The 21797-nt window shown below is 69.5% G+C and carries 25 protein-coding genes; 11 read left to right on the top strand and 14 right to left on the bottom strand.

Going from position 1 to position 21797, the window contains the following annotated elements:
- Positions 1 to 117: 117 nt before the first annotated feature.
- Entirely contained in the window at positions 118 to 825 is a 708-nt protein-coding gene (locus tag VGT80_RS01275) for a hypothetical protein (RefSeq protein WP_327452211.1), read from the top strand.
- An 11-nt stretch (positions 826 to 836) separates the two neighbouring features.
- On the opposite strand, the gene VGT80_RS01270 is transcribed toward VGT80_RS01275, so the two are convergent.
- The gene (locus VGT80_RS01270; RefSeq protein ID WP_327452210.1) at positions 837 to 1079 is read right to left on the bottom strand and encodes a hypothetical protein; all 243 of its coding nucleotides are present in this window, start codon (positions 1077 to 1079) and stop codon (positions 837 to 839) included.
- Positions 1080 to 1299: 220 nt separating this feature from the next.
- Here VGT80_RS01270 and VGT80_RS01265 point away from each other — a divergent pair, with 220 nt between their 5' ends.
- The 3 genes from VGT80_RS01265 to VGT80_RS01255 all read left to right on the top strand — a co-directional run bounded on the left by VGT80_RS01265 (position 1300) and on the right by VGT80_RS01255 (position 2080).
- The gene (locus VGT80_RS01265) at positions 1300 to 1512 is read left to right on the top strand and encodes a hypothetical protein (protein ID WP_327452209.1); all 213 of its coding nucleotides are present in this window, start codon (positions 1300 to 1302) and stop codon (positions 1510 to 1512) included.
- A gap of 84 nt (positions 1513 to 1596) precedes the next feature.
- Entirely contained in the window at positions 1597 to 1827 is a 231-nt protein-coding gene (locus VGT80_RS01260; RefSeq protein WP_327452208.1) for a hypothetical protein, read from the top strand.
- Positions 1828 to 1861: 34 nt separating this feature from the next.
- A complete protein-coding gene (locus VGT80_RS01255; protein ID WP_327452206.1) occupies positions 1862 to 2080 on the top strand; it encodes a hypothetical protein in 219 nt (72 codons plus the stop codon).
- On the opposite strand, the gene VGT80_RS01250 is transcribed toward VGT80_RS01255, so the two are convergent.
- Both VGT80_RS01250 and VGT80_RS01245 read right to left on the bottom strand, forming a co-directional pair.
- Entirely contained in the window at positions 2068 to 2391 is a 324-nt protein-coding gene (locus VGT80_RS01250; RefSeq protein WP_327452205.1) for a hypothetical protein, read from the bottom strand. The two genes, VGT80_RS01255 and VGT80_RS01250, sit on opposite strands and share 13 nt — an antisense overlap.
- 37 nt (positions 2392 to 2428) lie before the next feature.
- Positions 2429 to 3154: an SDR family oxidoreductase gene (locus tag VGT80_RS01245; RefSeq protein ID WP_327452204.1), complete on the bottom strand. Its 726-nt coding sequence runs from the start codon at positions 3152 to 3154 to the stop codon at positions 2429 to 2431.
- A 109-nt stretch (positions 3155 to 3263) separates the two neighbouring features.
- On the opposite strand from VGT80_RS01245, the gene VGT80_RS01240 reads away from it, so the two are divergent.
- Positions 3264 to 4238 (top strand): SDR family NAD(P)-dependent oxidoreductase, encoded by a 975-nt coding sequence (locus VGT80_RS01240; protein ID WP_327452203.1) that lies wholly within the window; start codon positions 3264 to 3266, stop codon positions 4236 to 4238.
- A gap of 4 nt (positions 4239 to 4242) precedes the next feature.
- Here VGT80_RS01240 and VGT80_RS01235 read toward each other — a convergent pair whose 3' ends face one another.
- Positions 4243 to 4413, bottom strand: a complete 171-nt coding sequence (locus VGT80_RS01235) for a hypothetical protein (protein ID WP_327452202.1) — start codon at positions 4411 to 4413, stop codon at positions 4243 to 4245.
- 127 nt (positions 4414 to 4540) lie between these two features.
- Here VGT80_RS01235 and VGT80_RS01230 point away from each other — a divergent pair, with 127 nt between their 5' ends.
- Entirely contained in the window at positions 4541 to 5074 is a 534-nt protein-coding gene (locus tag VGT80_RS01230) for a hypothetical protein (protein ID WP_327452200.1), read from the top strand.
- 66 nt (positions 5075 to 5140) lie between these two features.
- Here VGT80_RS01230 and VGT80_RS01225 read toward each other — a convergent pair whose 3' ends face one another.
- The 6 genes from VGT80_RS01225 to VGT80_RS01200 form a co-directional block, all read right to left on the bottom strand.
- The gene (locus VGT80_RS01225; protein WP_327452198.1) at positions 5141 to 5920 is read right to left on the bottom strand and encodes a hypothetical protein; all 780 of its coding nucleotides are present in this window, start codon (positions 5918 to 5920) and stop codon (positions 5141 to 5143) included.
- Positions 5921 to 6040: 120 nt separating this feature from the next.
- A complete protein-coding gene (locus VGT80_RS01220; protein ID WP_327452196.1) occupies positions 6041 to 6568 on the bottom strand; it encodes a hypothetical protein in 528 nt (175 codons plus the stop codon).
- Positions 6565 to 8157, bottom strand: a complete 1593-nt coding sequence (locus VGT80_RS01215; RefSeq protein WP_327452194.1) for an alpha/beta fold hydrolase — start codon at positions 8155 to 8157, stop codon at positions 6565 to 6567. Before VGT80_RS01215 ends, VGT80_RS01220 begins: the two co-directional genes overlap by 4 nt.
- A 297-nt stretch (positions 8158 to 8454) precedes the next feature.
- A complete protein-coding gene (locus VGT80_RS01210; RefSeq protein ID WP_327452192.1) occupies positions 8455 to 9228 on the bottom strand; it encodes an AraC family transcriptional regulator in 774 nt (257 codons plus the stop codon).
- A 302-nt stretch (positions 9229 to 9530) separates the two neighbouring features.
- Positions 9531 to 9956 (bottom strand): hypothetical protein, encoded by a 426-nt coding sequence (locus tag VGT80_RS01205; protein WP_327452190.1) that lies wholly within the window; start codon positions 9954 to 9956, stop codon positions 9531 to 9533.
- 40 nt (positions 9957 to 9996) lie between these two features.
- A complete protein-coding gene (locus VGT80_RS01200; protein WP_327452189.1) occupies positions 9997 to 10626 on the bottom strand; it encodes a hypothetical protein in 630 nt (209 codons plus the stop codon).
- A 506-nt stretch (positions 10627 to 11132) separates the two neighbouring features.
- Between VGT80_RS01200 and VGT80_RS01195 the strand changes: the two genes are divergently transcribed.
- Positions 11133 to 11567 (top strand): glycine zipper 2TM domain-containing protein, encoded by a 435-nt coding sequence (locus VGT80_RS01195; RefSeq protein ID WP_327452187.1) that lies wholly within the window; start codon positions 11133 to 11135, stop codon positions 11565 to 11567.
- A gap of 69 nt (positions 11568 to 11636) precedes the next feature.
- On the opposite strand, the gene VGT80_RS01190 is transcribed toward VGT80_RS01195, so the two are convergent.
- Together VGT80_RS01190 and VGT80_RS01185 are read right to left on the bottom strand one after the other, a co-directional pair.
- Entirely contained in the window at positions 11637 to 12692 is a 1056-nt protein-coding gene (locus tag VGT80_RS01190; protein ID WP_327452184.1) for an alpha/beta fold hydrolase, read from the bottom strand.
- A 327-nt stretch (positions 12693 to 13019) separates the two neighbouring features.
- Complete coding sequence (locus tag VGT80_RS01185; protein ID WP_327452182.1) at positions 13020 to 14681, bottom strand: S10 family peptidase; 1662 nt, start codon at positions 14679 to 14681, stop codon at positions 13020 to 13022.
- A 236-nt stretch (positions 14682 to 14917) separates the two neighbouring features.
- On the opposite strand from VGT80_RS01185, the gene VGT80_RS01180 reads away from it, so the two are divergent.
- From VGT80_RS01180 to VGT80_RS01165, 4 genes are all read left to right on the top strand, one after another.
- Positions 14918 to 15277 carry a hypothetical protein gene (locus tag VGT80_RS01180; RefSeq protein ID WP_327452181.1) on the top strand — a complete coding sequence of 120 codons (360 nt, stop codon included), beginning with the start codon at positions 14918 to 14920 and terminating at the stop codon, positions 15275 to 15277.
- 288 nt (positions 15278 to 15565) lie between these two features.
- Positions 15566 to 18127, top strand: a complete 2562-nt coding sequence (locus VGT80_RS01175; RefSeq protein ID WP_327452180.1) for a ligase-associated DNA damage response DEXH box helicase — start codon at positions 15566 to 15568, stop codon at positions 18125 to 18127.
- Positions 18124 to 18852 carry a ligase-associated DNA damage response endonuclease PdeM gene (gene pdeM, locus VGT80_RS01170; RefSeq protein ID WP_327452178.1) on the top strand — a complete coding sequence of 243 codons (729 nt, stop codon included), beginning with the start codon at positions 18124 to 18126 and terminating at the stop codon, positions 18850 to 18852. Before VGT80_RS01175 ends, pdeM begins: the two co-directional genes overlap by 4 nt.
- A gap of 135 nt (positions 18853 to 18987) precedes the next feature.
- Positions 18988 to 19998: a hypothetical protein gene (locus VGT80_RS01165; RefSeq protein ID WP_327452176.1), complete on the top strand. Its 1011-nt coding sequence runs from the start codon at positions 18988 to 18990 to the stop codon at positions 19996 to 19998.
- A gap of 32 nt (positions 19999 to 20030) precedes the next feature.
- On the opposite strand, the gene VGT80_RS01160 is transcribed toward VGT80_RS01165, so the two are convergent.
- Both VGT80_RS01160 and VGT80_RS01155 read right to left on the bottom strand, forming a co-directional pair.
- Complete coding sequence (locus tag VGT80_RS01160; RefSeq protein ID WP_327452174.1) at positions 20031 to 20738, bottom strand: hypothetical protein; 708 nt, start codon at positions 20736 to 20738, stop codon at positions 20031 to 20033.
- Between the two features lie 87 nt (positions 20739 to 20825).
- A complete protein-coding gene (locus VGT80_RS01155; RefSeq protein ID WP_327452172.1) occupies positions 20826 to 21512 on the bottom strand; it encodes a hypothetical protein in 687 nt (228 codons plus the stop codon).
- Between the last annotated feature and the right edge of the window lie 285 nt (positions 21513 to 21797).

Here is a 21797-nt window from a genome sequence, read left to right as displayed (position 1 = left end):
GGTCCCCCTCCCCCGTGAACGGGGGAGGCAGGGGGCTTTTCTGGAACGCTCAATGGGTCCCGGCTCGGCCTGCGCGGCTGCGCCGCTCCGTTGGCCGGGATGACAGGATTTAATTGAATGCCATTTGAAGTGGGCGCGCCGGGCGCGCCGGCGGGCGCGAGCCTGTATTCGCCGGAGCTGGGGCGGGAGGTCTGCGGCCGGGTGGCGGGGGGCGAGAGCCTGCGCTCGATCAGCGCCACGGCGGGCCTGCCGTGCCGCCGGACGATCCGCAACTGGGCCGCGGCGCGGCCTGAGTTCGCCGAGGCGCTCGCCTCGGCGCAGCGGGCGGCGCGCCTGGCTGCGCGGCTTCGGGATCGCGACGCGCGACGCGGGATCACCGTTCAGGGCGGTCGGGCTGCGTCGACCTATAGGCCGGACATCGGCGAGACGATCTGCCGGCGGATCGCCGAGGGGGCGAGCCTGGTCGCGATCTGCGCCGAGCCGGGCATGCCCCGCGCGAGCAAGGTCTATGACTGGCTGAAGGCCAACCCCGGCTTCGAGGACATGTACGTCGAGGCGCGCCGTCGGCAGGCCGATACCCTGATGGACGAGGTGCGCGAGGTGGGGCTGGCCGCGACGCCGAAGAGCGTCTGGGCCGACCGGCTGCGTTTCGACACCCTGCGCTGGCTGACCGCGCGGCTGGCGCCCAAGAAATACTGCGAGAAGATCATGGTGGTGGAGGCCATGCGGGCCGAGACGGAGCCGCAGGGGATGACGGTGATCGTCAAGCGCTATTGCGACGTCACGCCGGAGGAATATGCGCGGGCGGAGGAAGGCGAGCCCTAGGGTCCGGCGGCCTAGAGCTTCGCCGGTTCCGGCGTGGCCGGGCGGGGGATGACGGCGGCCAGGTCGGCGTGGGCGCGGTGGCGCGCGGTCACCCGGCGCTCCGCGCACCAGGCGACCACGTGCGAGGCGCTGAGGTGCTGGTCCAGGATGTCCAGGCAGTGGATGAAGGCCTGGCCGTCATCCTCGAGCTCGACGGTCTCGAAGGTCACCGACGAGCCGTCCGGCCTGCACGGATAGAAGGTGTAGAGCGGCATGGCGCGCCCTCTCCGACTTCCCCATCACGGTCTGGCGCATAAAATATCCGGCGCGGCGTGGCCTGGCAAGATCGAAGGCCAAGCCTGGCGCCCGGTTTGGGGCCCGGCTTGGGGCCCCTCGCCCCTCGGATGAGGCCGGCGGTTTTTCGCAACCTGGGATCGGTTGCGGCTCGGCTCAAGTTCCGGTTTTGTTCATGGGTCAGTCCAAGGGAGTGAAGCCATGGTGCGCCGGAATTATGTGGGGATGAGGGATCCCGTCGCGCGGTTCGAGGAGCTGGAGCCGCTGGTCGACAAGCTGCGGGCGCTGCGGCTGACCTGCAAGCCGTTCGGGCGCGACTATCACGCGCTGTCGATCGCCCTGGAGGCGATGGATTCCACCGCCTATCACTTCACCCGGCGGCCGCACTTCTATGCCGGCAAGCCGCACGGCTAGGCGGCCGCGGCGGGGGGAAGGATTGCGGGAGGATCGGGGCGGAATGGCTCTGCGGGATTTTGGGCGGGCGAGGTATCGTGGGCCATGGCTCCGCTGACCGACGGCCAACTGCATGCGCTGCGCAACCTGGCCCGCAAGGGCGGGGGCGACGAGGTGCCGTTCATCAATATCGCCGACGCCCGCGCCCTGACCGAGCTGGGCTACGCCACCCGCGGGCGGGAAGGCTGGGACATCACCGCCGAGGGCCAGGCCCTGCTGGCGCGGATGGCGGGACCGCCGAGCGGGTCCGGCGGCGGGGGGCCGCAGGACCGCTAGGGCCTGGACGCGCGCAGGGCGTATGATCGCGCCCATGCCCTATATGATCATCGCCCATCGCCCCGCCGGCTCGACCACCCACAAGGCCCGGACCGAGGAGAGCGCGCTGAAGATCATGGACCGGCTGCACTATGCCGACGTGAGGTTCGAGGGCTTCGACGCCGACGGCGCGGCGATCGACGAGAACGGCCTGACCGACATCATCGAGGCGCGCGGCGAGGGCGGCGCGCCCGAGGGCGATCAGTTCCGGTAGAGGCCGGTCAGGCGCCGGGCCTCGCGGGGGCTGAGGTCGGCGGGCTGGGCCAGCTGCATGCGCCATTTCACGCGGCGGCACATGGGACAGGGCCAGGCGACGCGGCGGGCGAGGCCGGCGACCGGACTGGGGTGGCCGCCGGCGCGAAGCTTTCGCATGCGGTCGATGACCCGCTCGGGGCTGTAGGCCTTCTGCCAGCCGCACAGCGAACAGGTGAGCAGCAGGCGCGCGGCCGGATAGCGCCGGTGATCGCCGAGCGTCAGGGCGCCGTCGTCGGGGATCGGGTCGTAGCGGGGGCGCAGCGGTGGCATGGCGCCACCTTATGTTCTGCGTATGTTCCGGGCAAGCTCAGCGCACGAAGCTGGCGCCGTTGATGTCGAGGACCGCGCCGGTCATGGAGGCCGGCGCGTCGAGGGCCAGGTAAGCGGCGGCGCCGGCCACCTCCTCCGGCGCCGCGACGCGGCCGAGCGGGATGTCGGCCAGGAGCTTGTCGCCACCGCGGCTGGCCAGATAGTCCTCAGCCATCCCGGTCATCACGAAGCCCGGGCAGATGGCGAACGCCAGGATTTGCTCGGCCGCATAGCCGCGGGCGATGGACTTGGTCATGCCGACCATGCCGGCCTTGGAGGCGGCGTAATGCCAGTGGGCGGGGCTGTCGCCGCGGTAGGCGGCGCGGCTGGCGATGTTGACGATACGGCCGCCTGAGGGATCGCGCGCCCGGAAATGCAGGATGGCGGCGCGGCAGAGGTCGGCGCTGGCCTGCAGGTTGATCTGCAGGGTGCGGGCCCAGGCGGCGCGCCAGTCGGCCAGCGGCGCGTCCACCGCGATGGGCTCGAACACCCCGGCGTTGTTGATCAGCACATCGATGCGGCCGTCGAGGCGGGCGAGCGCCTCATCCCACAGGGCCTGGGGCGCGGCGGGCTGTTCCAGGTTGGCGGCGATGATGTTGTCGCCGGCCGTGCGGCCGTGGCCGACCACGCGGGCGCCGCGGGCCGTGAGCGCCTGCACGACCGCCGCCCCGATCCCGCGGGTGGAGCCGGTGACGAGGACGTGGGGGACGGGGCTGGCGGTCATGGCCCCCTCCTAGCCAGGGCGGAGCCGCGGCGCCAGGGCTTCGGCGCGGCGCTTTGACTTCCCCGCCGTCATCCGCGTTGATTGCCGCCAACAGATGAGGGGACGCGCCATGAAGGAATTCACCGGCCGGTTCGCGGTGGTGACCGGCGGCGGCACGGGCATGGGCCGCGAACTCGCCCGGCAGCTGGCGGCCGAGGGCTGCAACGTGGCCATGTGCGACGTCTCGGCCAAGAACATGGCTGAGACCCTGGCGATCATCGAGAAGGACCGGCCGCCGCAGGGCACGCGGGTGACCAGCCACCTGGCCGACGTCTCGGACGAGAGCCAGCTGAAGCGCTTCCGCGCCGAGTTCGAGCGCGAGCACGACACCGACCGGCTGCACCTGCTGTTCAACAACGCCGGGATCGGCGGCGGCGGCTCGATGATCGCCGACGAGCGCGCCACCTGGGAGCGCACCTTCAACGTCTGCTGGGGCGGGGTCTATCTGGGGGTGCGCACCTTCCTGCCGCTGATGCAGGCCGCCGAGGAGGCGCACATCGTCAACACCTCGAGCGTGAACGGCTTCTGGGCCAGCCTGGGGCCCAGCGTCAGCCACACGGCCTATGCGGCGGCGAAGTTCGCGGTGAAGGGCTTCTCGGAGGCCCTGGTCACCGACCTTCGGCTCAACGCCCCGCACATCCACGTCTCGGTGGTGATGCCCGGCCATATCGGCACCTCCATCGTCGCCAACTCGCGCAAGGTGATCACCGGCCGCGACGAGGACACGCTGAGCCCCGAGGAGCTGGCCCAGGCCCGGGCGCGCATCGGCAAGGCCATGGGCCCGGCGGCCGCCGGGCTGACCGACGACCAGATCGAGGCCATGGCCGCCGAGCAGCACCGCCGCTTCCTGGAGGAGGCGCCGACCTCAGCGGCCGAGGCCGCCACCATCATCCTGGACGGGGTGAAGGCCGACCGCTGGCGGATCCTGGTGGGCGAGGACGCCAAGAAGATGGACCAGTTGGTGCGCGCCGATCCGGAAGCGGCCTATGAGCCGGAGTTCTTCCAGCGGCTGGCCAACGAGGTCGGCTGGAAGCTCGGCGGCTAGACCCTCAGCGCTTCTTGGCGGCGAGGTCGGGCCGCGAGGCGAGGAAGGCGGCGCGCTCGGCGGCGGTGAGCACCTTGGCCCGCTTCTGGCGCGAGACCTTGGGCGTGGGGGCGGCATAGGTCGTGGACTTTCCCGACCCCTTCAGGTCGGAGAGCCGCTTGGGCGGCGGTTTCATTCGCGTCTCCGGGCTGACCGATCGAGCCCTAACCTGATTGCGGCAGGGGCGCGAGGGGCCGCGGCGCCGCATTCCCCCACGGCCAAGCTGTGCTAGCGTGGCGGCCACAGCTCAACGGAGGCCGCCCATGCGCGCCCTGTTCCTCGCCCTGGCCGCCGTCCTGGCGTTCGGCGTCACCGCCCCGCAGGCCCAGGCCCAAGGCGCTCAGAGCGCGCCCGCCAGCTGGAAGACCTTCCGCTACCCCGACCTGCACGTGATCTTCCGGGCGCCGGCGGAGGCCCAGCCGCAGGTGCAGCGCAACACCGCCCAGGTGAGCGGGGTGACCGTCAGCGACGACCACATCGTGGTGATCGGCAAGCCCGACGTCGCCTACATGATCGGGGTCAGCGACTGGACCGGCAACAGCAACGCGATGAACATCGACGGCGTGGCGCCGGCGGCGGTGAAGGGCATGAGCGGCCAGATCGTGGGCCCGGTGCGCACGCTCAGCTGGTCGGGCGGCGAGGCCCGCGAATACGACGCCTCGACCACCAACCTGACCATCCGCAGCCGGGTGATCCTGGTGAACCGCCGCCTGGTGCAGGTGATGGTGCTGTGCACCGGCGGCGTGCTGCCGCCGGACGCGCAGGCCTTCCTCGAGTCGGTGACGGTGATGCCCTAGGGCGGACCGGCGTTCGGTCCTCGCAAGCCGGCGCCGCGAACGCCAGCTAGGGGTGGGGAGCGGACGTTAGCGACGCGCGCCTGGTCTGGGGTCCGGCTGATGCACAAAGCCGCGCAGGTTCGCGCTGGGGTCACCCGCCGCGGGTGGGGTGCGCAGATCGGGCGCGACGACGCAGTCGCCGTAGAGGGCGCGCGCTCGGCTAAGCAGGGTCTGTTGGCTAGCGACGGGCACGGTCGCGTCCAACGGGCGAATACGGGCGAGAAACAACTCCGATCCCCGGGACATTCTGTCGTTCGCCAGCCGCAGCAGCCCGGCCAGGCGTCTCAGGTCTTGCCGACGGGCCGCGGAGGGTTCCCCGGACGGCGGGAGCGCGTCGCGTAGTTGGGCGGCCAGCTCGGATTCACGAGCGTTTGTCTCATTCAGCCCTGGCACGATCCGGTACGCCGCAGACCAGTCGACAAGCCGCTCGGCGCCCATGATGTTGCCGATGTCCGAGGAGACGATCGCCTTCCACGCCTCATTGTCCCAGCTCCTGTACGGCGGCACGTAGGCGGCGACCCACTTGCGCAGCTGATCGGCGGGCGCGGCGAAGGCGCCGTCATGGATCTGGGCGATGCGGTTGTCGAAGCAGTGTGCGAGCACCACGCGCCCAAAGGCTTGCTGCCCGTCGTCCTGGCCTAGCTCCAGGCGCATGGCGCGTTCCGCAACCCTCGCCTCCTCGCTTCGGTGAATCCTTTCCACCAGTTGCTCGCTGGCCAGCGCGGTCAGCACGCCCACCACGATGATCAGGTATTCCTTCAGGAATTCCCGCCAGCCATGCCATGGCTTTGGTTTGTGGATTTCCATGTCGCCGCCCCCCAGCGGTTCACTTGGCCCGACGGTATCCGGACTCGCTCAAGGACAGCAACGGGTGGGGAGCGGACATCCATTTCACCTGAAGGTGGGAAGCGTCTCGCGAGAAAGGCGCTACGCTTGGGGGCCAACCGTCGCCAGATATCCGCGCCAGGACGCGGAGATGTCGGCCACGCCGTCCGTCACCGTTCCGGCCACTAGGCGATCGACGTAGTTGACGTACTCCTTCGTGTATCGGCCCCGAATGACCATCCAGGCGGCGCGGGCGCCCGGCATTGCGAGTTGGAAGCGCATTGACGCCACGGCGGAGGCAAAGGTTTGTTTGTCGACAATCCCCTCGCGGTGCTGGTCGAACATATTTTCGAACATGTTGAACATGGCGCTGGCGAGCCACACGAACCGATTGCATTCGGACCCGTCCAAGGTGGCGTCGCCCGCGAGCCCGCGGGTGAAGATGTCCGAAGATCCAGCCTGCGAGGCCTGTTGGTAGATCATCTGCAGCTGCTGGACCCGTCCATGTCGGATGGTCGCCTGCTGGTGCCGGCTGCTCAGCCGCATCTGGCGCATGACAAAGACGACGGACACCAGAACGGCGAACTGGCTGAAGCATGCCGTTATCGCAGCGAAGGCCGAGAAGGTCATCGCTGATCGCCCATGGCTGCATAGAATTGGCGCACCGCTGAGACGAACCAGTCTCGCTGCTCGCGATGGATGTAGTGGCCGCCGGCCGGGGCGGTGAGGTGGATGGCCCCCGCATAGCGCGCCGCCAGCTCTGCTTGGCCCTGAACCCAGAGGCCGTCCATCGGCGAGGGTTTGGCGCCCAATGGCCGCGACAGCACGAGAACAGGCTTGCGGCGGACCGGGCGGGCGGCCTCTACCTGGGTCATTGTCAGCGCGAGGCTTGCGACCTCATCGCGTACGCCCCTCGCCATCATCCGCACCATGTCGTCGGTCGGGACGCACATGGCGAGACCGGCGGACTCGCACCGTTGCGTGAAATTCGCCGGCCGTGACTCTTCCAGGACGAGACCCCTCACCTGGTCCGGATGATGGGCGGCATAGTATTCGGCATAGAGACCGCCGAGCGAGTGGCCGACCAGGATGTAGGGGCCTCGGACGCCGGTCTGCGCGAGGATGACAGAGAGGTCACTGGCGGCGGCTGACGCGTCTGCGGGACGCGACGCAGGCTCACTGAGGCCATAGCCCGGACGATCGTAAATGATCACGGTCGCGGATTTTGCGAGTTCAGCCGCCACCTCGCTGAAGGAGTCCATGCCGTCGCCGAGTCCAGCCAACATCACAATGACCGGCTGGCCGGAGCCGAGCATCCGATAGGCGATGCTGTGCCCCTCGACCGACGCGGTTCGGACGTCCACCGGCGCTGCCACGACCGACCGCACTCCCAGCCCACAGCTTACCAGAAAACCCACGGCAAGGAGTAGGCCTATGCGACGGCCGATGACCGGGGGCCGCGACGCCGTGATCTGCGCAGCCAGGTCCTCGGGAATTCCATGGGATCGGAAGGCTCCCACGTCGCCGCCACCCGTATTGCCTTCGGGGATCAACCCAAACACGGTCTTGGTCGCCGCGCCTACGATGCGCAGGACCTGAGCCAGCGCTTCGCGCAGGTCTTGCCGGCGGATCGCCCAGCCGAGCATGTGCGAGTGGACCCTGATATGCTCAGCCGTAGAAGCCTGGCTAAGGATGTGGGCCCGCTCTAGCCGCCGAAACGATCCCGTCCAGTTCCCGGATCGCTCCTCGAGCTTCGCTGCTTGCAGTTCCGTCGCCACAAGAGGGCTGATCCGCTGCCGGTATGCCTCGGGCGCGAGCGGATAATCTCGGCCAGCGCTGGGGCGGGCAAGCCGCCAAGCCAGAGCGGCAGCAGCCGTCCAATCGTAGGCCATACAGAACATCGGCCACCAGGCGGGCAGGCCGGGATTGGTGATGAGGCGCCCGTGTCCGAGGTCGAGGGCGCCGTGCGCAAACAGGCCAAGGACGATGAACCAGAGATTCGTCCTGAACCCGACTATCGCTACGGCGGCAAAAACGACGAGCTCCGCCGTTTCCAGACCAAGCGCCCGTCCGGAGCCGCCGAGAATGGCGAAGAGATCGTAGTAGCTGGCGATCACGACCAGCAGCGTCGGGTAAAACGCCCGATCCCGGTCGAATCCGGACCGGGCGGCGAACACCGTCACGCCAAGCGCCAAGGCCACACCTACGAAAAATTCCATGACACATTCTCCAGTCTGAAAGACGGGCGCTCAGGCCGGCCGCGAAGGTCGGCGCTGAGGCTTGGCGTGGTCGAATTACGCGGTCGGGCAGGACGCGGCCGAGCCGCAAGCGCATTCGCCGACGCAGGTGCAGGGCGTGAGCTCGGCCTGGCATTCGCCCGGTGAGCCGCAGTCGCAGGGCTCGGTGCACGGGCACGGTTGGCAGAGGGATTGGTCAGTCACTGGAACCTCCTCGGTTTCCGGTTGTCGATGACCATGACGTAGGCCAGCGGCGGAGGAGGGACTTGAACGGAAGGGCTACGTCATTCGCAGCGACGCCGGAGCGATGCCGAACATCCGCTTGAAGGTGCGGCTGAAGTGAGCGGAATCGGCAAAGCCCGCTTCGTGAGCCGATTGCGTCAAGGACGCTCCATCCGCCAGGTTCTCGAGCGCCCGCGTCAGCCTCAACCAGAGCAGATATGTGCGAAACGCCAGTCCGGTCTGTTCAACAAACAGATGCCGCAGGCGATGGGCCGAAAGTCCGCCCACGTCGCCCACGTCCGACAAACCCACCGGTCCATCCAACTGCCGCGCAGCCCATGCAATCATCTTGCGAACACGAGGGTCCGGCTCGCGCGCCACGGTTCCACCCGCCATGTGAGCTGCCAGTCCACGGCCAAGTTCGATCAGAACGTGGTCGTCCCGGGACCCGCCGCGAAAATTCGCAGCGATCCTGTTTCCGAAATCGCCCAGCATCGATGGCGGCACCGCGGCCAGCGTCTCCTGCCCAAACAGGGTCTTTGAAATCGCCCGCCCGTTTCGGCTCTCCGGCTCGACAAAGAGCATAGCCAACAGACCCTCGGCTTCGAAGGTGTGAGTCGCATCGGCGGCAACGGCGACGGCTTCACCACGGACGTCCGCCCCCCCGGCGTCGAGCCGGAACCAGCCACCGAGACCCAGGGTAATCTGTATGGCGTGATGAGCGTGAGGTTCTGTTCGCCTGGGCGCCGCCGTCACGGCCTGCGTCGCGTCGACGACCCAGAGGCTGCCACCTTCCCACGAAACGATACGTGTGTGCGCCAGCAACTCCATTGGTCACGTTACACCGATAAACAGGCGGTGGTACGTCCGACGCTGAGCATTGCGGCCTGCCCGGCGCCGGCTTTGGGCCGAAGGCTCGCGTTGGCTTTGGCCCGACAAGCGGACGTTCATTGTCGACTTCCGCTGTCGCGAAGCCGGGAGACCGATCCGCGCCCGAGCGGCCGGCGGATCACGGCGCTGAGAGGTGACAACGGGTCCAGGGTCCCGGCTGTCCGAGCCGCGCCGCCGCCCTCTCCCAACCTCTCCCACGATGCTGCGCATCTGGGAGAGGAGGAGGCCCGTGCGGCTGGCCCCTAGCGCTTCTTGAAGCGCTTGGCTTCGGCGGCGAGGTCGGCGCCCCAGCGGTCGGGGGTCTCGGGCGGGGGGGGCTGGAAGGGCAGCTCGCCGGCCACGCCGCGCAGGGCGAGCCAGAGCTGCTGATTGAAATGCGGCAGGACGCGCAGCGGGCGTCGCTTGTCGTCGGTGACGTCCCAGCCTGCCGCCTCGAAGGCCTCGACCTGGCGGGGGATGTCCCAGGTCTCGGCCCCGTCCCAGTCCGCCGGCCGGGCCACGGCCTGGGCCTCATCGGCGGTCAGGCCGAACAGCACCTTGGAACAGGCGTCGATCTCCGGGTGCTCGGCGCGGGCCTGGGGCTCGGCGAACTCCCGCTTCATCACGGCCTTGAACTCCAGCTGCGCCACTCCGGGCAGGGCGATCAGTCGGCGAAGGGTCTGGGTCATAGGCAGGCCCTACCGCGGATGGGCCGGCGTGGCGAGGCGCCTAGTTGCGCGAGGCGCCGAACGGAGGCGGCGGATTGGGCGGAAGGGGTGGCAGGCCGTGCTTGGCGCCGTCCCAGTCGATCTGTCCGCAATAGGCCATGGCCTCCGGCGTCCGCTTCTTATCGCAGCCGTCATGCATGACCAGGCGCAGGCGCGTCATCTCGCTGGTCGCGGCGTCGAAACGGGCGCGGGCCGCGTCGTACTGGGCGCGCAAGGCGGTGAGCTCGCGGTCGAGCGTCTGCCAGCGGGTCTGGATGGCGGTGAACTGCTTCATGACCGCCGTGGCCTGGGACTCGATCTCCAGCTTCCTCTGATCGAGCGGCGCCTTCTCCCGTTGCAGCAGATTCATGCGGTCGCCGCAGACCGCGTCCTGGGCGTTGCTGATCGGATGGCCCGCGCAGTCGGCGTTCCATTGGCGGATCTTGAGGTTGAGCGGAACCATGGCGGCGTTGTTGGTCGCCTCATCGGTCTCCAGCGTCTTGATCCTGACGCCCAGCGGCTTGGCCTGCTCCTCCCAGAGCTTCTGTTCCTTGAGCTTCGGCGGCGCGGCCTCGTTGGCCCGCGTCATCGCCCCGAAACTCTCCGAGGCGATCAGGTGCAGGGCGTCCAGCCGCGCGGACATGCCGGCCATGGAGTCGGGCGCCGGCGGCGTCTGGGCCTGGGCAAGGATTATCTTAGGCGGTGGCGGATGGCCGCCATCGATCGGCTGGTTCGGCCAGCCCGGAGGTCCCCAAGCCGGCCCCGCGGTCCCCGATCCGGCGCCGAGGGAAATGATCAGGCCCGTCAAGGCCAGGACAAATGATTTCCGCATGGCCGTCCCCTTCGGTCGCGCCGGCGGGGTCGGAAAATCGCCATCGGCCCGCACGACGGACAAGCTTCAGCATAACACCGGTCTTGATCGGGCCCTATCGCCCCTTGGAGTTGGGTGGCGGCTAGCGCGGCTTTAGGAAACAAACCTCTTCCAGACGTCATCCGACGACGGGCGGAAGTCACACGGTGGCATAAGTCAAGCTGACGCAAGATGAACAGAACACAACGACAAGCAAGCGAGAACCAAATCCGGCCGTAGGTGTTTATTGGCTCCACAAGCCGGCGACGACGACCTTGCCGGCATGAAACAAAGATTGGAGCGATCCCATGCATGTCCGCATCATTACCGGCGCCGCGATCGCCGCCCTGGCGGCCGGCGCGATCGCCAGCCCCTCGTTCGCCCAGGACCCCTGCCACCAGCAGAAGCACAACAACGGCACGGCCGGCGCGGTGATCGGAGGCATCGCAGGCGCGGTGATCGGCTCGAACGTGGCGGGCCACGGCGCCAAGACCGGCGGCTCGATCATCGGCGGCGTGGCGGGCGCTGCGATCGGCAACAACATCGGCCGCTCGTCGACCAAGTGCGACGGCCGCTACAGCTACTATTACAACGGCCGCTACTACGATCATCCGATCTACAGCAACGGCTACAACGGCGCCTATGACGGCCGCTACGGCTACAACAACCGTTACTATGGCCGGACCTACAACAACGGCTATTACGACAACGGCTATTACAACAACGGCTACACCCCGTACTAAGGCGGCCCAGAGCGCCAGGACCGGCGGCCGCGTCCCAGACGGGGTGCGGCCGTCGCCGTGTCTGGGGACCTAGCCCCCGGAGCGGGCCAGGAGGGCGGCGAGCTGGGCCTGCCACAGCGCCGCCCAGGTGTGGGTGCCGTGGCCGTGGGTGTTGGGGCCGGCGGGGATCAGCACGAACTGACCCTTCTTCAGGCGCGCGGCCTCGCGCCGCGCGATGCCGAGTTCGGGCGGATTGATGAAGTCGTCGGCGGAGTTCACCCAGGTGATGGGGACGGTGATCTTCTCCAGGCCCCTCGAGGGATCGTAGGTGCGCGACGAGGCCACCTGGTAGATCAGGTCGTTGGCGTCGAGGCCCTTCAGCCGCCTGGGCAGTTCGCTCTCATACCAGTCCTTGACCGCCGCCCCGGTGGGATAGGCGATCTGCATGGGGAGCGGCGAGGCGCCGGCCAGGATCAGCAGGTCCTCCGCCGTGGTCAGGCCCCGGACCGGCTGTTCCCTGTAGTCGCCGCCGGCGTAGGCGGGGTCGGTGGTGATGGCGTCGATGACCATCTGGCGCCACAGGCGGTTGCGGCCGGCGATCTCCACCGGCAGGCAGGCGAGCGGCATCAGGGCGCGCACCTGGTCGGGGAAGGCCTCGCCCCACATGAAGGCGTGCATGCAGCCCATGGAGGCGCCCATGACCAGGCGCAGGCGCTGGACGCCCAGGCCCTTGGCGGCCAGCGCATGTTCGGCCTCGACCATGTCGGCGTAGTCGTAGTGCGGGAAATGGGCGCGCAGGCCGTCGGAGGGCTTGGACGAGCCGCCGTGGCCGATGTCGTCGGGCAGGATGATGAAATAGCGCGCGGGGTCGAGGAGGCCGCCCGGCTTGAAGAGGACGTCGGCGAACTGCGGGGCGGCGAACTGGCGCCCCGACCCGCCGGTGCCGTGCAGGATCATGACGGCGTTGTCGATATGCCCGGCGGCGTCGCGGTGCGGCTGGCCCAGGGTGTAGTAGTGGAGCCGCAGCTCCGGCAGGGCCTCGCCCGAGCGGAAGTGGAAGTCGCGGATCGTGAAGTCGTGGGGGGTCAGCTCGGGGGGCGCGAGCTCGGGGGCGGCCTGGGCGGGGGTTGTGACGAATAGGAGCATCGCTCCAAGCGCCAGCGCTGCGTGTTTAATCATCTCGCCCCCCAATAACCGCTCATCCCGGCGAAAGCCCGGACCCAGATACATCCGCTGAGACAGTCCAGCGGTCGGATGCAATCTAACCTGACCCGTAGCCGGATTTCACTGCCCGCCCTGCGCAGCGGGGAGGGGGGACCGTCCGCGGAGCGCAGCGAACAGCGGATGGTGGGAGGGGCAAGCCGGCGCACAACCTGTGGCTCGCCCCCTCCACCACTCGCTCTTCCGCCCGCTTGAGCGGGCGTCGGCGCGTGGTCCCCCTCCCCCGTTCGCTGCCGCTCACAGGGGAGGCAATTACCGCGCGAGCGCCTGGTCCATCATGCGCTCGACGTCGGCGCGCAGGGATTTGAAGGCGTCGGGGTTGAGGTAGACCATGTGGCCGGAGGGGTAGTAGGCGAACTGCACATTGCCGCGCAGGCTCGGGTCGAGCCACATGTGGGCGAGGTCGTATTCCGTCCCGTAGAACGGCGTGGCCATGTCGTAGAGGCCGTTCAGCGAATAGACGTGCAGGTGGGGGTTCTCGCGGATCGCGGCGCCCAGGTCCTGGGCGGTGTCGGCGACCTGGGCCGAGCCGAAGCGCTGGCCCGGGGCCTTGTGCTTCCAGTTCCAGGCCTGGTTGATGCCGTTGCCCGAGGGCCGGTAGGTCAGGTTGGTCGTATAGCCCAGCTCGCCCTCGAGATAGGCGTGGGCGGCGCCGATGAAGGCGCCGGAGACCGCGACGTCGGAGGGGTCGAACTCCGGCCCCTCGCCGCCGGCGTCGGCGTCGAAGCCGGTGTAGCGGCTGTCATAGCGGCCGATGGTCTTGCGCTCGCTGCGCAGCAGCTCCTTGCGGAACCTCTGCAGGTCGAGGCGCAGGTTCACCTCCTTGAGGTAGCCGACCGAGATGCCGGTGTAGGCGCTCATCTGGCGGGCGACGGCGTCGAGCTCGGCGTCGGAGATGTTGTGGCCCTTGGCGAGCGCCTGCTCGTAAGGCCCGGCGGCCCAGGCGCGGACTTCGTTCAGGAAGGCGCCGAGGTCGGCGGGAGCGGCGATCTTGTGGTGGTAGGCGGCGGCCGCCGCAAAGCTCGGCATGTAGGTGACGAAGACGTGGTCGAAGCCGGCGTCGCGGACCCCGTAGTTGAGGATCGAGGAGAGCAGGAAGACGCCGTTGAACTGCATGCCCTGGCTTTGCAGGGCATAGACCAGGCCCGCCGAGCGGGTGGTGCCGTAGCTCTCGCCGAACAGGAACTTCGGGCTGTCCCAGCGGTGGTTGATCGAGACATAGCGGGTGATGCCGCGGGCGAAGGCGTCGATGTCCTCGTCCACGCCCCAGAACTGACTGCCCTTGGTGTCGCCGAGCGGGCGGGAGTAGCCGGCGCCGATGGCGTCGAGGAAGACCATGTCGGTCTTGTCGATCAGGCTGTCGGGGTTGGGGCCCAAGGGATAGGGCGCCGGCGCCATGGCGGTGACGTTGGGGGTGCGGATGCGGACCGGGGCGAAGGAGCCCATGTGCAGCCACATGGACGCCGAGCCCGGGCCGCCGTTGTAGAGGAAGGTGATCGGCCGGGGCGGGGCGCCCGGCGCGCGGTCGGCGACATAGGCCACGTAGAACATCGAGGCGATCGGCTTGCCGTCCTCGTCGCGCAGGGTGAGGGTGCCGGCGGTGGCGGCGTAGGGGATCGGCCGGCCGCCGACCGTGACGGTGTGATGGGTGACCTTGGCCGTCTCGACCACTGGAGCGAGCGCGATGTCGCTGTCGCCGATGCGGCGTTCGCCGGCCTGCTCGCCGCGCGTGGAGCGGCGTTCGACCACCGGGCCGGCCTGCTGCGGCTCGTCGGGGACGGCGGTGGCGGGCGCGCGGGCCGCGGCGGGCGAGCGCTCCTGCGGGCCGCGCTGGGCGGCGGTCTGGCCGAAGGCGGAGGCGCTGAGCGCAAGACAAGAAATTGCCGCCATGACGGCGAGCACCGGACGAACCATCGCTGACATCCCCAATCGCCGGCGCCGACAACCCGGCCGCCGCGATGGCGGGGATAAAAGCCGACCCCGGCAAGCTCTGCAACGGCGCTTCCCGCCTGGGGCTTCGATTGTTGGCCTGCGGCAGGCTGACGCGGCTGTTCAGCCAGGGTTCAGGCGCTGGGCCTTAACCCTGGATGCAAGAGCCGGCGCCCGCCAACCGAGACCCTTGGACCCCGGCTGAGAAGGAGGACTGCAGTATGCGTAAGACCCTCGCCGCCGGCCTGGCGGCCCTCACCTTCGGCGGCGCCGTCGCCGCCGCCGCCATCCCGGCCACCGCCGACGCGCGCGAGTGGCACGGTGGCTATCACGGCGACTGGGACCACCACCGCGGCAACAACAACGCGGCGATCTTCGCCGGCGTGGCCGGCCTGGCGCTGGGCGCCGCGCTCGCCGACAGCGGCCGCCACAGCTACTACCGCGGCGGCTACGCCTATGGTTACGCGCCCGGCTACTACGACTACGATGGCTATAGCTATCGGACCTGCGAGAGCCGCCGCTGGGTCTGGGACCCCTACATCGGCCGCCGCGTCCTGGTGACCAGCCACTACGCCTGCTGATCTGGCGCTGAGAAGGGAGGCTCCAGCCTCCCTTTTCTAGGCCACGAAAAGCACCGAAGGACACGAAAACCCCGTGTCATCCCGGTTTTCGCGGCACGCGAAAGACCGGGACCCCTTGCGCCGGATCGCCGACAAGAGCCGTCGGCGGCGCCGCAGCACATTCGGAAACATCGACGTCGGGGGTCCCGGTCTTCGGCTGCGCCGAAACCGGGATGACACCGTTGTTTGGGCCTGCGGGCGCGGAAAGCGCCTGCTGAAACGTAACGGGAACATGCTATAGGCCTCGGCATGGCCGACGCCGGCGCCCCGCTCCCCGACCTCCTGCCGCCGAAGTTCCAGGCGTGGTTCGCCGGCCGCGGCTGGAGCGCGCGCAGCCACCAGCTGGAGATGATCGGCCGCGCGCGGGCCGGGCGCGACGCCCTGCTGATCGCGCCGACCGGCGGGGGCAAGACGCTGGCGGGCTTCCTGCCGAGCCTGATCGAGCTCTCCGAACGGCCGCCGCCGAATACGGCCTCAGGACTGCATACCCTCTACATCTCGCCCTTGAAGGCGCTGGCCGTCGACGTGGAGCGCAACCTCACCGCGCCGATCGCGGAGATGGGGCTGCCGATCACCGCCGAGAGCCGCACCGGCGACACCGGCCTGGCCAGGCGCCAGCGGCAGCGGGTGAAGCCGCCGGAGATCCTGCTGACCACGCCCGAGCAGCTGGCCCTGCTCTGCGCCTGGGAGGGGGCGCGGCTGTTTTTCGAGGGTCTGCGCTGCGTGATCCTCGACGAGATCCACACCCTGCATGCCTCCAAGCGCGGCGACCTGCTGGCGCTGGACCTGGCGCGGCTGTCGACGCTGGCGCCGCACATGCGCCGCGTCGGCCTGTCGGCGACGGTGGACGACCCGCAGGTGATCAAGCGCTGGATGGCCTGTCACCGGCCGGTGGACGTGGTCATCCCCTCAAGCAGAGAAAATGCGGCAGCCGATTCCCCTCTCCCTATCCTCTCTCCGCAAGGGGGAGAGGACGCCAGATGCGGCGAGGCTTCGATAGACTTGGTGCGCGGGCCGCCGGGCGCTCAGCCGATCGTCGACATGCTGCTGTCGGAGGGCCGCGTGCCGTGGGCCGGGCATACGGCGCAGCACGCCATGGCGGAGGTCTATGAGGCGATCAAGACGGCGCGCACGGCGCTGGTGTTCGTCAACACGAGATTCCAGGCCGAATTTGCGTTCCAGGAGCTGTGGCGACTGAACGAGGACGCCCTGCCGATCGCCCTGCACCACGGGAGCCTGGCCGCCGAGCAGCGGCGCAAGGTCGAGGCGGCCATGGCCAAGGGCGGGCTGCGGGCCGTGGTCTGCACCTCGACGCTGGACCTCGGCATCGACTGGGGCGACGTGGACCTGGTGATCCAGCTGGCCTCGCCCAAGGGAGCGGCCAGGATGGTGCAGCGGATCGGCCGCGCCAACCACCGGCTGGACGAGCCGTCGCGGGCGCTGTTCGTGCCGGCCAACCGGTTCGAGATGCTGGAGTGCCAGGCCGCCCGCGAGGCCATCGCCCAGAACGTGCTCGACGGCGATCCGCCGCGCGACGGGGCGCTCGACGTGCTGGCCCAGCACGTCATGGGCTGCGCCTGCGCCGAGCCCTTCGACCTGCTGGCCCTCTACGACGAGGTGATCACGGCGGGGCCCTATCGCGACCTCGCCTGGGAGGACTTCGAGCAGGTGGTCGATTTCGTCTCGACCGGCGGTTATGCGCTGAAGACCTATGACCGGTTCCGCAGGATCGTGAAGGGTGAGGACGGGCGCTGGCGGGTGAGGAACGGCGAGATCGCCCAGCGGCACCGGCTGAACGTCGGCGCCATCGTCTCCCCGGCCATGCTGGCGGTGCGGATCGCCGGGCGCCGCGGCTCGGTCGGGCGCAAGATCGGCGAGATCGAGGAGGGCATGCTGGAGATGCTCGATCCCGGCGACACCTTCGTGTTCGCCGGCCAGGTCTGGGAGCTGGTGGGGATCACCAACCTCGACGTGCTGGTCAGGCCCGGCGGCGCCAAGGATCCCAAGATGCCGTCCTGGGGCGGGTCGAAGTTCGCGCTCTCGACGTTCCTGGCCAAGCGGGTGCGCGAGCTGATGACCGACCAGGAGCACTGGAAGGTGCTGCCCATGGACGTGCGCGAATGGCTGGAGGCGCAGCGCGACCGCTCGGTGATCCCGGCCGAGGACGAGATGCTGCTGGAGACCTTCGCCCGCGGCAAGCGCCACTTCATGGTCTGCTACCCGTTCGACGGCCGGCTGGCGCACACCACCCTGGCCATGCTGCTGACGCGCCGGCTGGAGCGGGCCGGCGCCGCGCCGCTGGGGTTCGTGTGCAACGACTATGCGCTGGCGGTCTGGGCGCTCAATCCGCTGGACGATCTGGATTTCGACGAGCTGTTCAACGAGGACATGCTGGGCGACGACCTGGAGGCGTGGCTGGCCGAAAGCTTCATGATGAAGCGGGCCTTCAAGGGCTGCGCGATCATCGCCGGCCTGATCGAGCGGCGTTTCCCGGGCGACAAGCAGAAGACCGGCCGGCAGATCACCTTCTCGACCGACCTGATCTATGACGTGCTGCGCCGCCACGAGCCGGACCATTTGCTGCTGCGCTGCGCCCGGGCGGATGCGGCGACCGGCCTCATCGACGTGGCGCGGCTCTCGCAGATGTTGGCGCGCATCCGCGGCCGCATCCGACACGCACGCCTGGACCACCTGTCGCCGTTCTCGGTGCCGATCCTGCTGGAGATCGGCAAGGAGCGCTCGCCAGGCCAGGCGGGCGAGATCATCCTGCACGAAGCCGAAGAAGACCTGATCGCAGAGGCCCTGAGTTGAGCGAGAGCGCCGCCATCTACGCCTACGACTTCGCCGTGGCGCCGTGCGGCTCGCTGCGGCTGGGGCTGGCGGCGAGCGAGGTGATGCTGCGGGCCTCGGGGGCGCTGTGGCTCGAGCAGGCGGGCGCTCTGGTGGTGGCCGACCTGCACCTGGAGAAAGGCTCGTCCTACGCCGCGCGCGGCCAGCTGCTGCCGCCCTATGACACGCGCGAGACCCTGCGCCGGCTGGAGGCCGAGGCGGCGGCGTTAGAACCGCGGATCGTGATCCTGCTGGGCGACACCTTCCATGACCTCAAGTCCGAGGCGCGGCTGGCCGGCGACGACGCCGAGCGGCTGCGGGCCTTGAGCCGCGGCCGCACCCTGGTCTGGGTGATAGGCAACCATGACGCCGACGGCCCGCAGGGGCTGCCGGGGGAGATCGCCGATGAGCTCAGCCTGGCCGGCCTGACGCTGCGCCACGAGCCGCGCGGGGGCCTCGCGCCCGGCGAGGCGGCGGGGCACCTGCATCCGGCGGCCCGGGTGCGGGCGCCGCGCGGGACGGTGAGGCGGCGCTGCTTCGTCACCGACGGGGAACGGATCGTGCTGCCGGCCTTCGGGGCCTATGCGGGCGGGTTGAACGTGCGCGACGCGGCGTTCGCCGGCCTGTTCGCCCGGCCGCCGCTGGCCGGGGCGCTGGGACCGGCGCGGGTGCACGCCATCGGCTGGCGCTCGCTGGCCGCGGACTAGGGCGCGCTCACCAGGTGATCGCGACGACGGCGGCGGGACCGACGCGGCCCGACCGATGTTGCGTGAACAAAGCTTCACTGGCCCGACGGGCGGAGGAATGATTCCTGTTGCGGCCTGTGAAATGCGGGACGAACCGTGACGGTGAAACGCCTTGCCGCCAGCCTGCTGGCCTGCGCCCTCCTGCCCCTCCCGGCCGCCGCGGCGGGCGTCGCCCAGGCGCGGGGCCGAACCGCCGCGCCTCCGCCCGGCCAGGCCGCCTATGTCGCCCCCCGCACCGCCAGCGGCCAGCCCAGCCTGGAAGGCGTGTGGGCGTCGAACGCGCTGCTGCTGCTGGAGTCGACGCCCCGGACGCCTGAGCTCACCGTGCCCGAGCCGGAGGCGAAGGCGCTGGCGAGCGCGGCCGCCGAGGCCCAGGCCGCGGGCCTGGATCGCGCGCTGGACCCCGAGGCGCCGGCGATGCTGCGGGCGACGGACGGCTTCCCCCGGGTGCGCGGCGTGCGGCACACCCGCCTGGTGGTGGAGCCCGCCGACGGCAAAATCCCCTACACCCCGCAGGCCCGGCGCGAGGCCATGGGTCTCGGCAAGCCGCCGTCCTACGACAATCCGGAGGACCGCCCGCCGGTCGAGCGCTGCCTCGTGGGCCTGGGCGCGCCGCCGCTCACCATGCTGAACTATGCGAACCGGCTGCAGATCCTGCAGACCCGCGACCACGTGGTGCTGCACGTCGAATATGGCGACGACGTGCGGATCATCCCGTTTTCCGCAACCCACGGCCCGCCGTTCAAGTCGCAGCTCGGCGATTCCATCGCCCGCTGGGAGGGGGACACCCTGGTCATCGAGACCGTGGGCCTGAGCGACACCAACCGCCGGCGTCTGTTCCCGACCCTGATCGTGCCCGGGGACAGCAAGGTGATCGAGCGGCTGACGCGGGTGTCGAAGACCGAGCTGGTCTATCAGTTCACGATCATCGATCCGAAGACCTTCACCGCGCCGTGGCTCGCGGAATTCTCCTGGTTCCAGACCCCCCAGCCGATGTTCGAGCACGCCTGCCACGAGGGCAACTATTCGCTCCCCAACATCCTCGCCGGCGCCCGCCAGGAGGAGGCGGCGAAGGCGGCGGCGCAGGGGACGAAGGCGGGCCCCTGAAGCCGGGGCCCGAGAGCCGAGCTGAAGTCGCCTCAGCGCTCATCGGCTGCGATGGCCTGGCACATGGTCACCGGATGCGAGGGATGGCGTCCGCGCCAGGCCGCCTGGTCGAAGGCCTTTTGGTCGAGCAGACGGGTGCCCTGGATCCGCTCGACCGTGTGCTCGGCGATGAACCGGACCCGGCCGGCCTGCTCGACGGCGCGCGCGAGGGTGTCGCGGGCCCTGGCTTCTTCCGTCTCGCTGAACCCGCGGGCCGGGCCGGACAGGCTGCGCAGCGCGCCCCATTCCGTCCACTCGTTGGTGGCCGCGTTGTAGAGGTCGACGCCGGACATGGCGATGCGCGAGTAAAGCACCGTCTTGGCTTGCGGCAGGTAGGGCGCGGCGCCTGAGGCCACCATCGCCTCCCAGGTATCGATCTGCCAGGGCAGCGGATAGGGCTGGGGGATCGCGGCGATGGCCGGCAGGCGCCGGGTCTCTCCGGCGCGGTCCAGGATGGTCCGCAGCTCCGCCGCCCGGGCGGCCATGCAGGGGGCCTCCTGCTCGATCTGGGCGGTATATTCGACGAAGCGGCCGAAGTTGTCGGCCAAGGCGTCCTCGCCGCGCGCGACGATCTCCCGATGCCGTCCCGCCTCCACCGCCTGCTCGCCGGCCAGGGCGATCAGCACGCCGATCACGATGGTGCCGATCTCCTTCAGGAACTCGCGCCAGTCGTGCCACGGCTTTGGTTTGTGGATGTCCAAATCGCCGCCCCCCGACGGATCACTCGGCGTGACGGTATGCGGACTCGCTGAACGACAGCAACGGGTGGAAAGCAGACCTCGCGTCCCTCAGAGCAAGGGCGCGCAGAGCCTCGCTTCGTGGATCGCCACGTTCGATGTCTCGGCGCCCGAGAGGTCGCTTTGGGGTCGGATGCCGAGGTCTTGGCCGAGACGGTCGATGTAGGCCTGGTAGGCTGGCATGCTGTCCAAATCGCCTCGAAGCCGCCGCACGAGGCCTTCGATGGTCTGCAGATCCTGCGGGCTGGTCGCGGCGTCGAAGGCGAAGTCGCCCAGCCGGTCCCAGGACGCGAAGCCTCGGTCCATGTTGCGGCCGTGCGCCTGGAGCACGTCGTAGAGCTTCGCGTAGGCCATGCGCGCCTCCAGCGGGATGTGCGCGCGGGCTTCCCCGGTGGCGCCCTCCCAGATCGCGAAGTGCAGGTTGAACAGGTCGGGCTGACCCACGGCGGACTTCAGCGGCGTGAAGCGCCCCGCCCGTTTGAGCGCGACCCACTGGTCGATCTGCGCCAACCGGCCGGCGATGCAGGTTCGCTGCGCGACCTCATCCTTGAAGGCGAACAGATCGTGGGACAACTCCGCGTCCAGCGCCTTGCGTGTCTCGGCGACCTCATGGCGCCAGTGCAGCCACTCCACCGCCTGCTCGCCGCAGAGCGCGATCAGCACGCCGATGACAATCGTGCCGACCTCCTTCAGGAGGTCGCGGAAGCCATGCCAGGGCTTCGGTTTGTGGATGTCCAACCGGCCGCTCCCCACGCGGATCACTGAAGCTCTACCGGTACCCAGACTCTCCGAAAGTCCGCAATGGGTCGAACGCGGACCCTGGCTGGCTTGCCGATGGCCGACCTCGCGGGACTCATGAGGACGCACCCCGGGCCGGCCAAGTCCGTTCGCCGGCTGAGCTTGCGGGTCGTCCGGCCTCAGTTGGCTTCCGAGGCCGAGCCGGACGAGTGGTCCCCCGTCGGTTCCGAGCAGGCGGCGGCCTCCTTGCCGGCGGCGCGCAGGCGCTTGAGCTCGGCGCGCTGG

Origin of the sequence: Phenylobacterium sp., from assembly GCF_035944335.1 — a bacterium.
In the GTDB taxonomy this organism is placed as follows: Bacteria; Pseudomonadota; Alphaproteobacteria; order Caulobacterales; family Caulobacteraceae; genus Phenylobacterium.
Note: the sequence above shows the minus strand (reverse complement) of the source record. Positions and strands in the feature narration are given on the sequence as shown.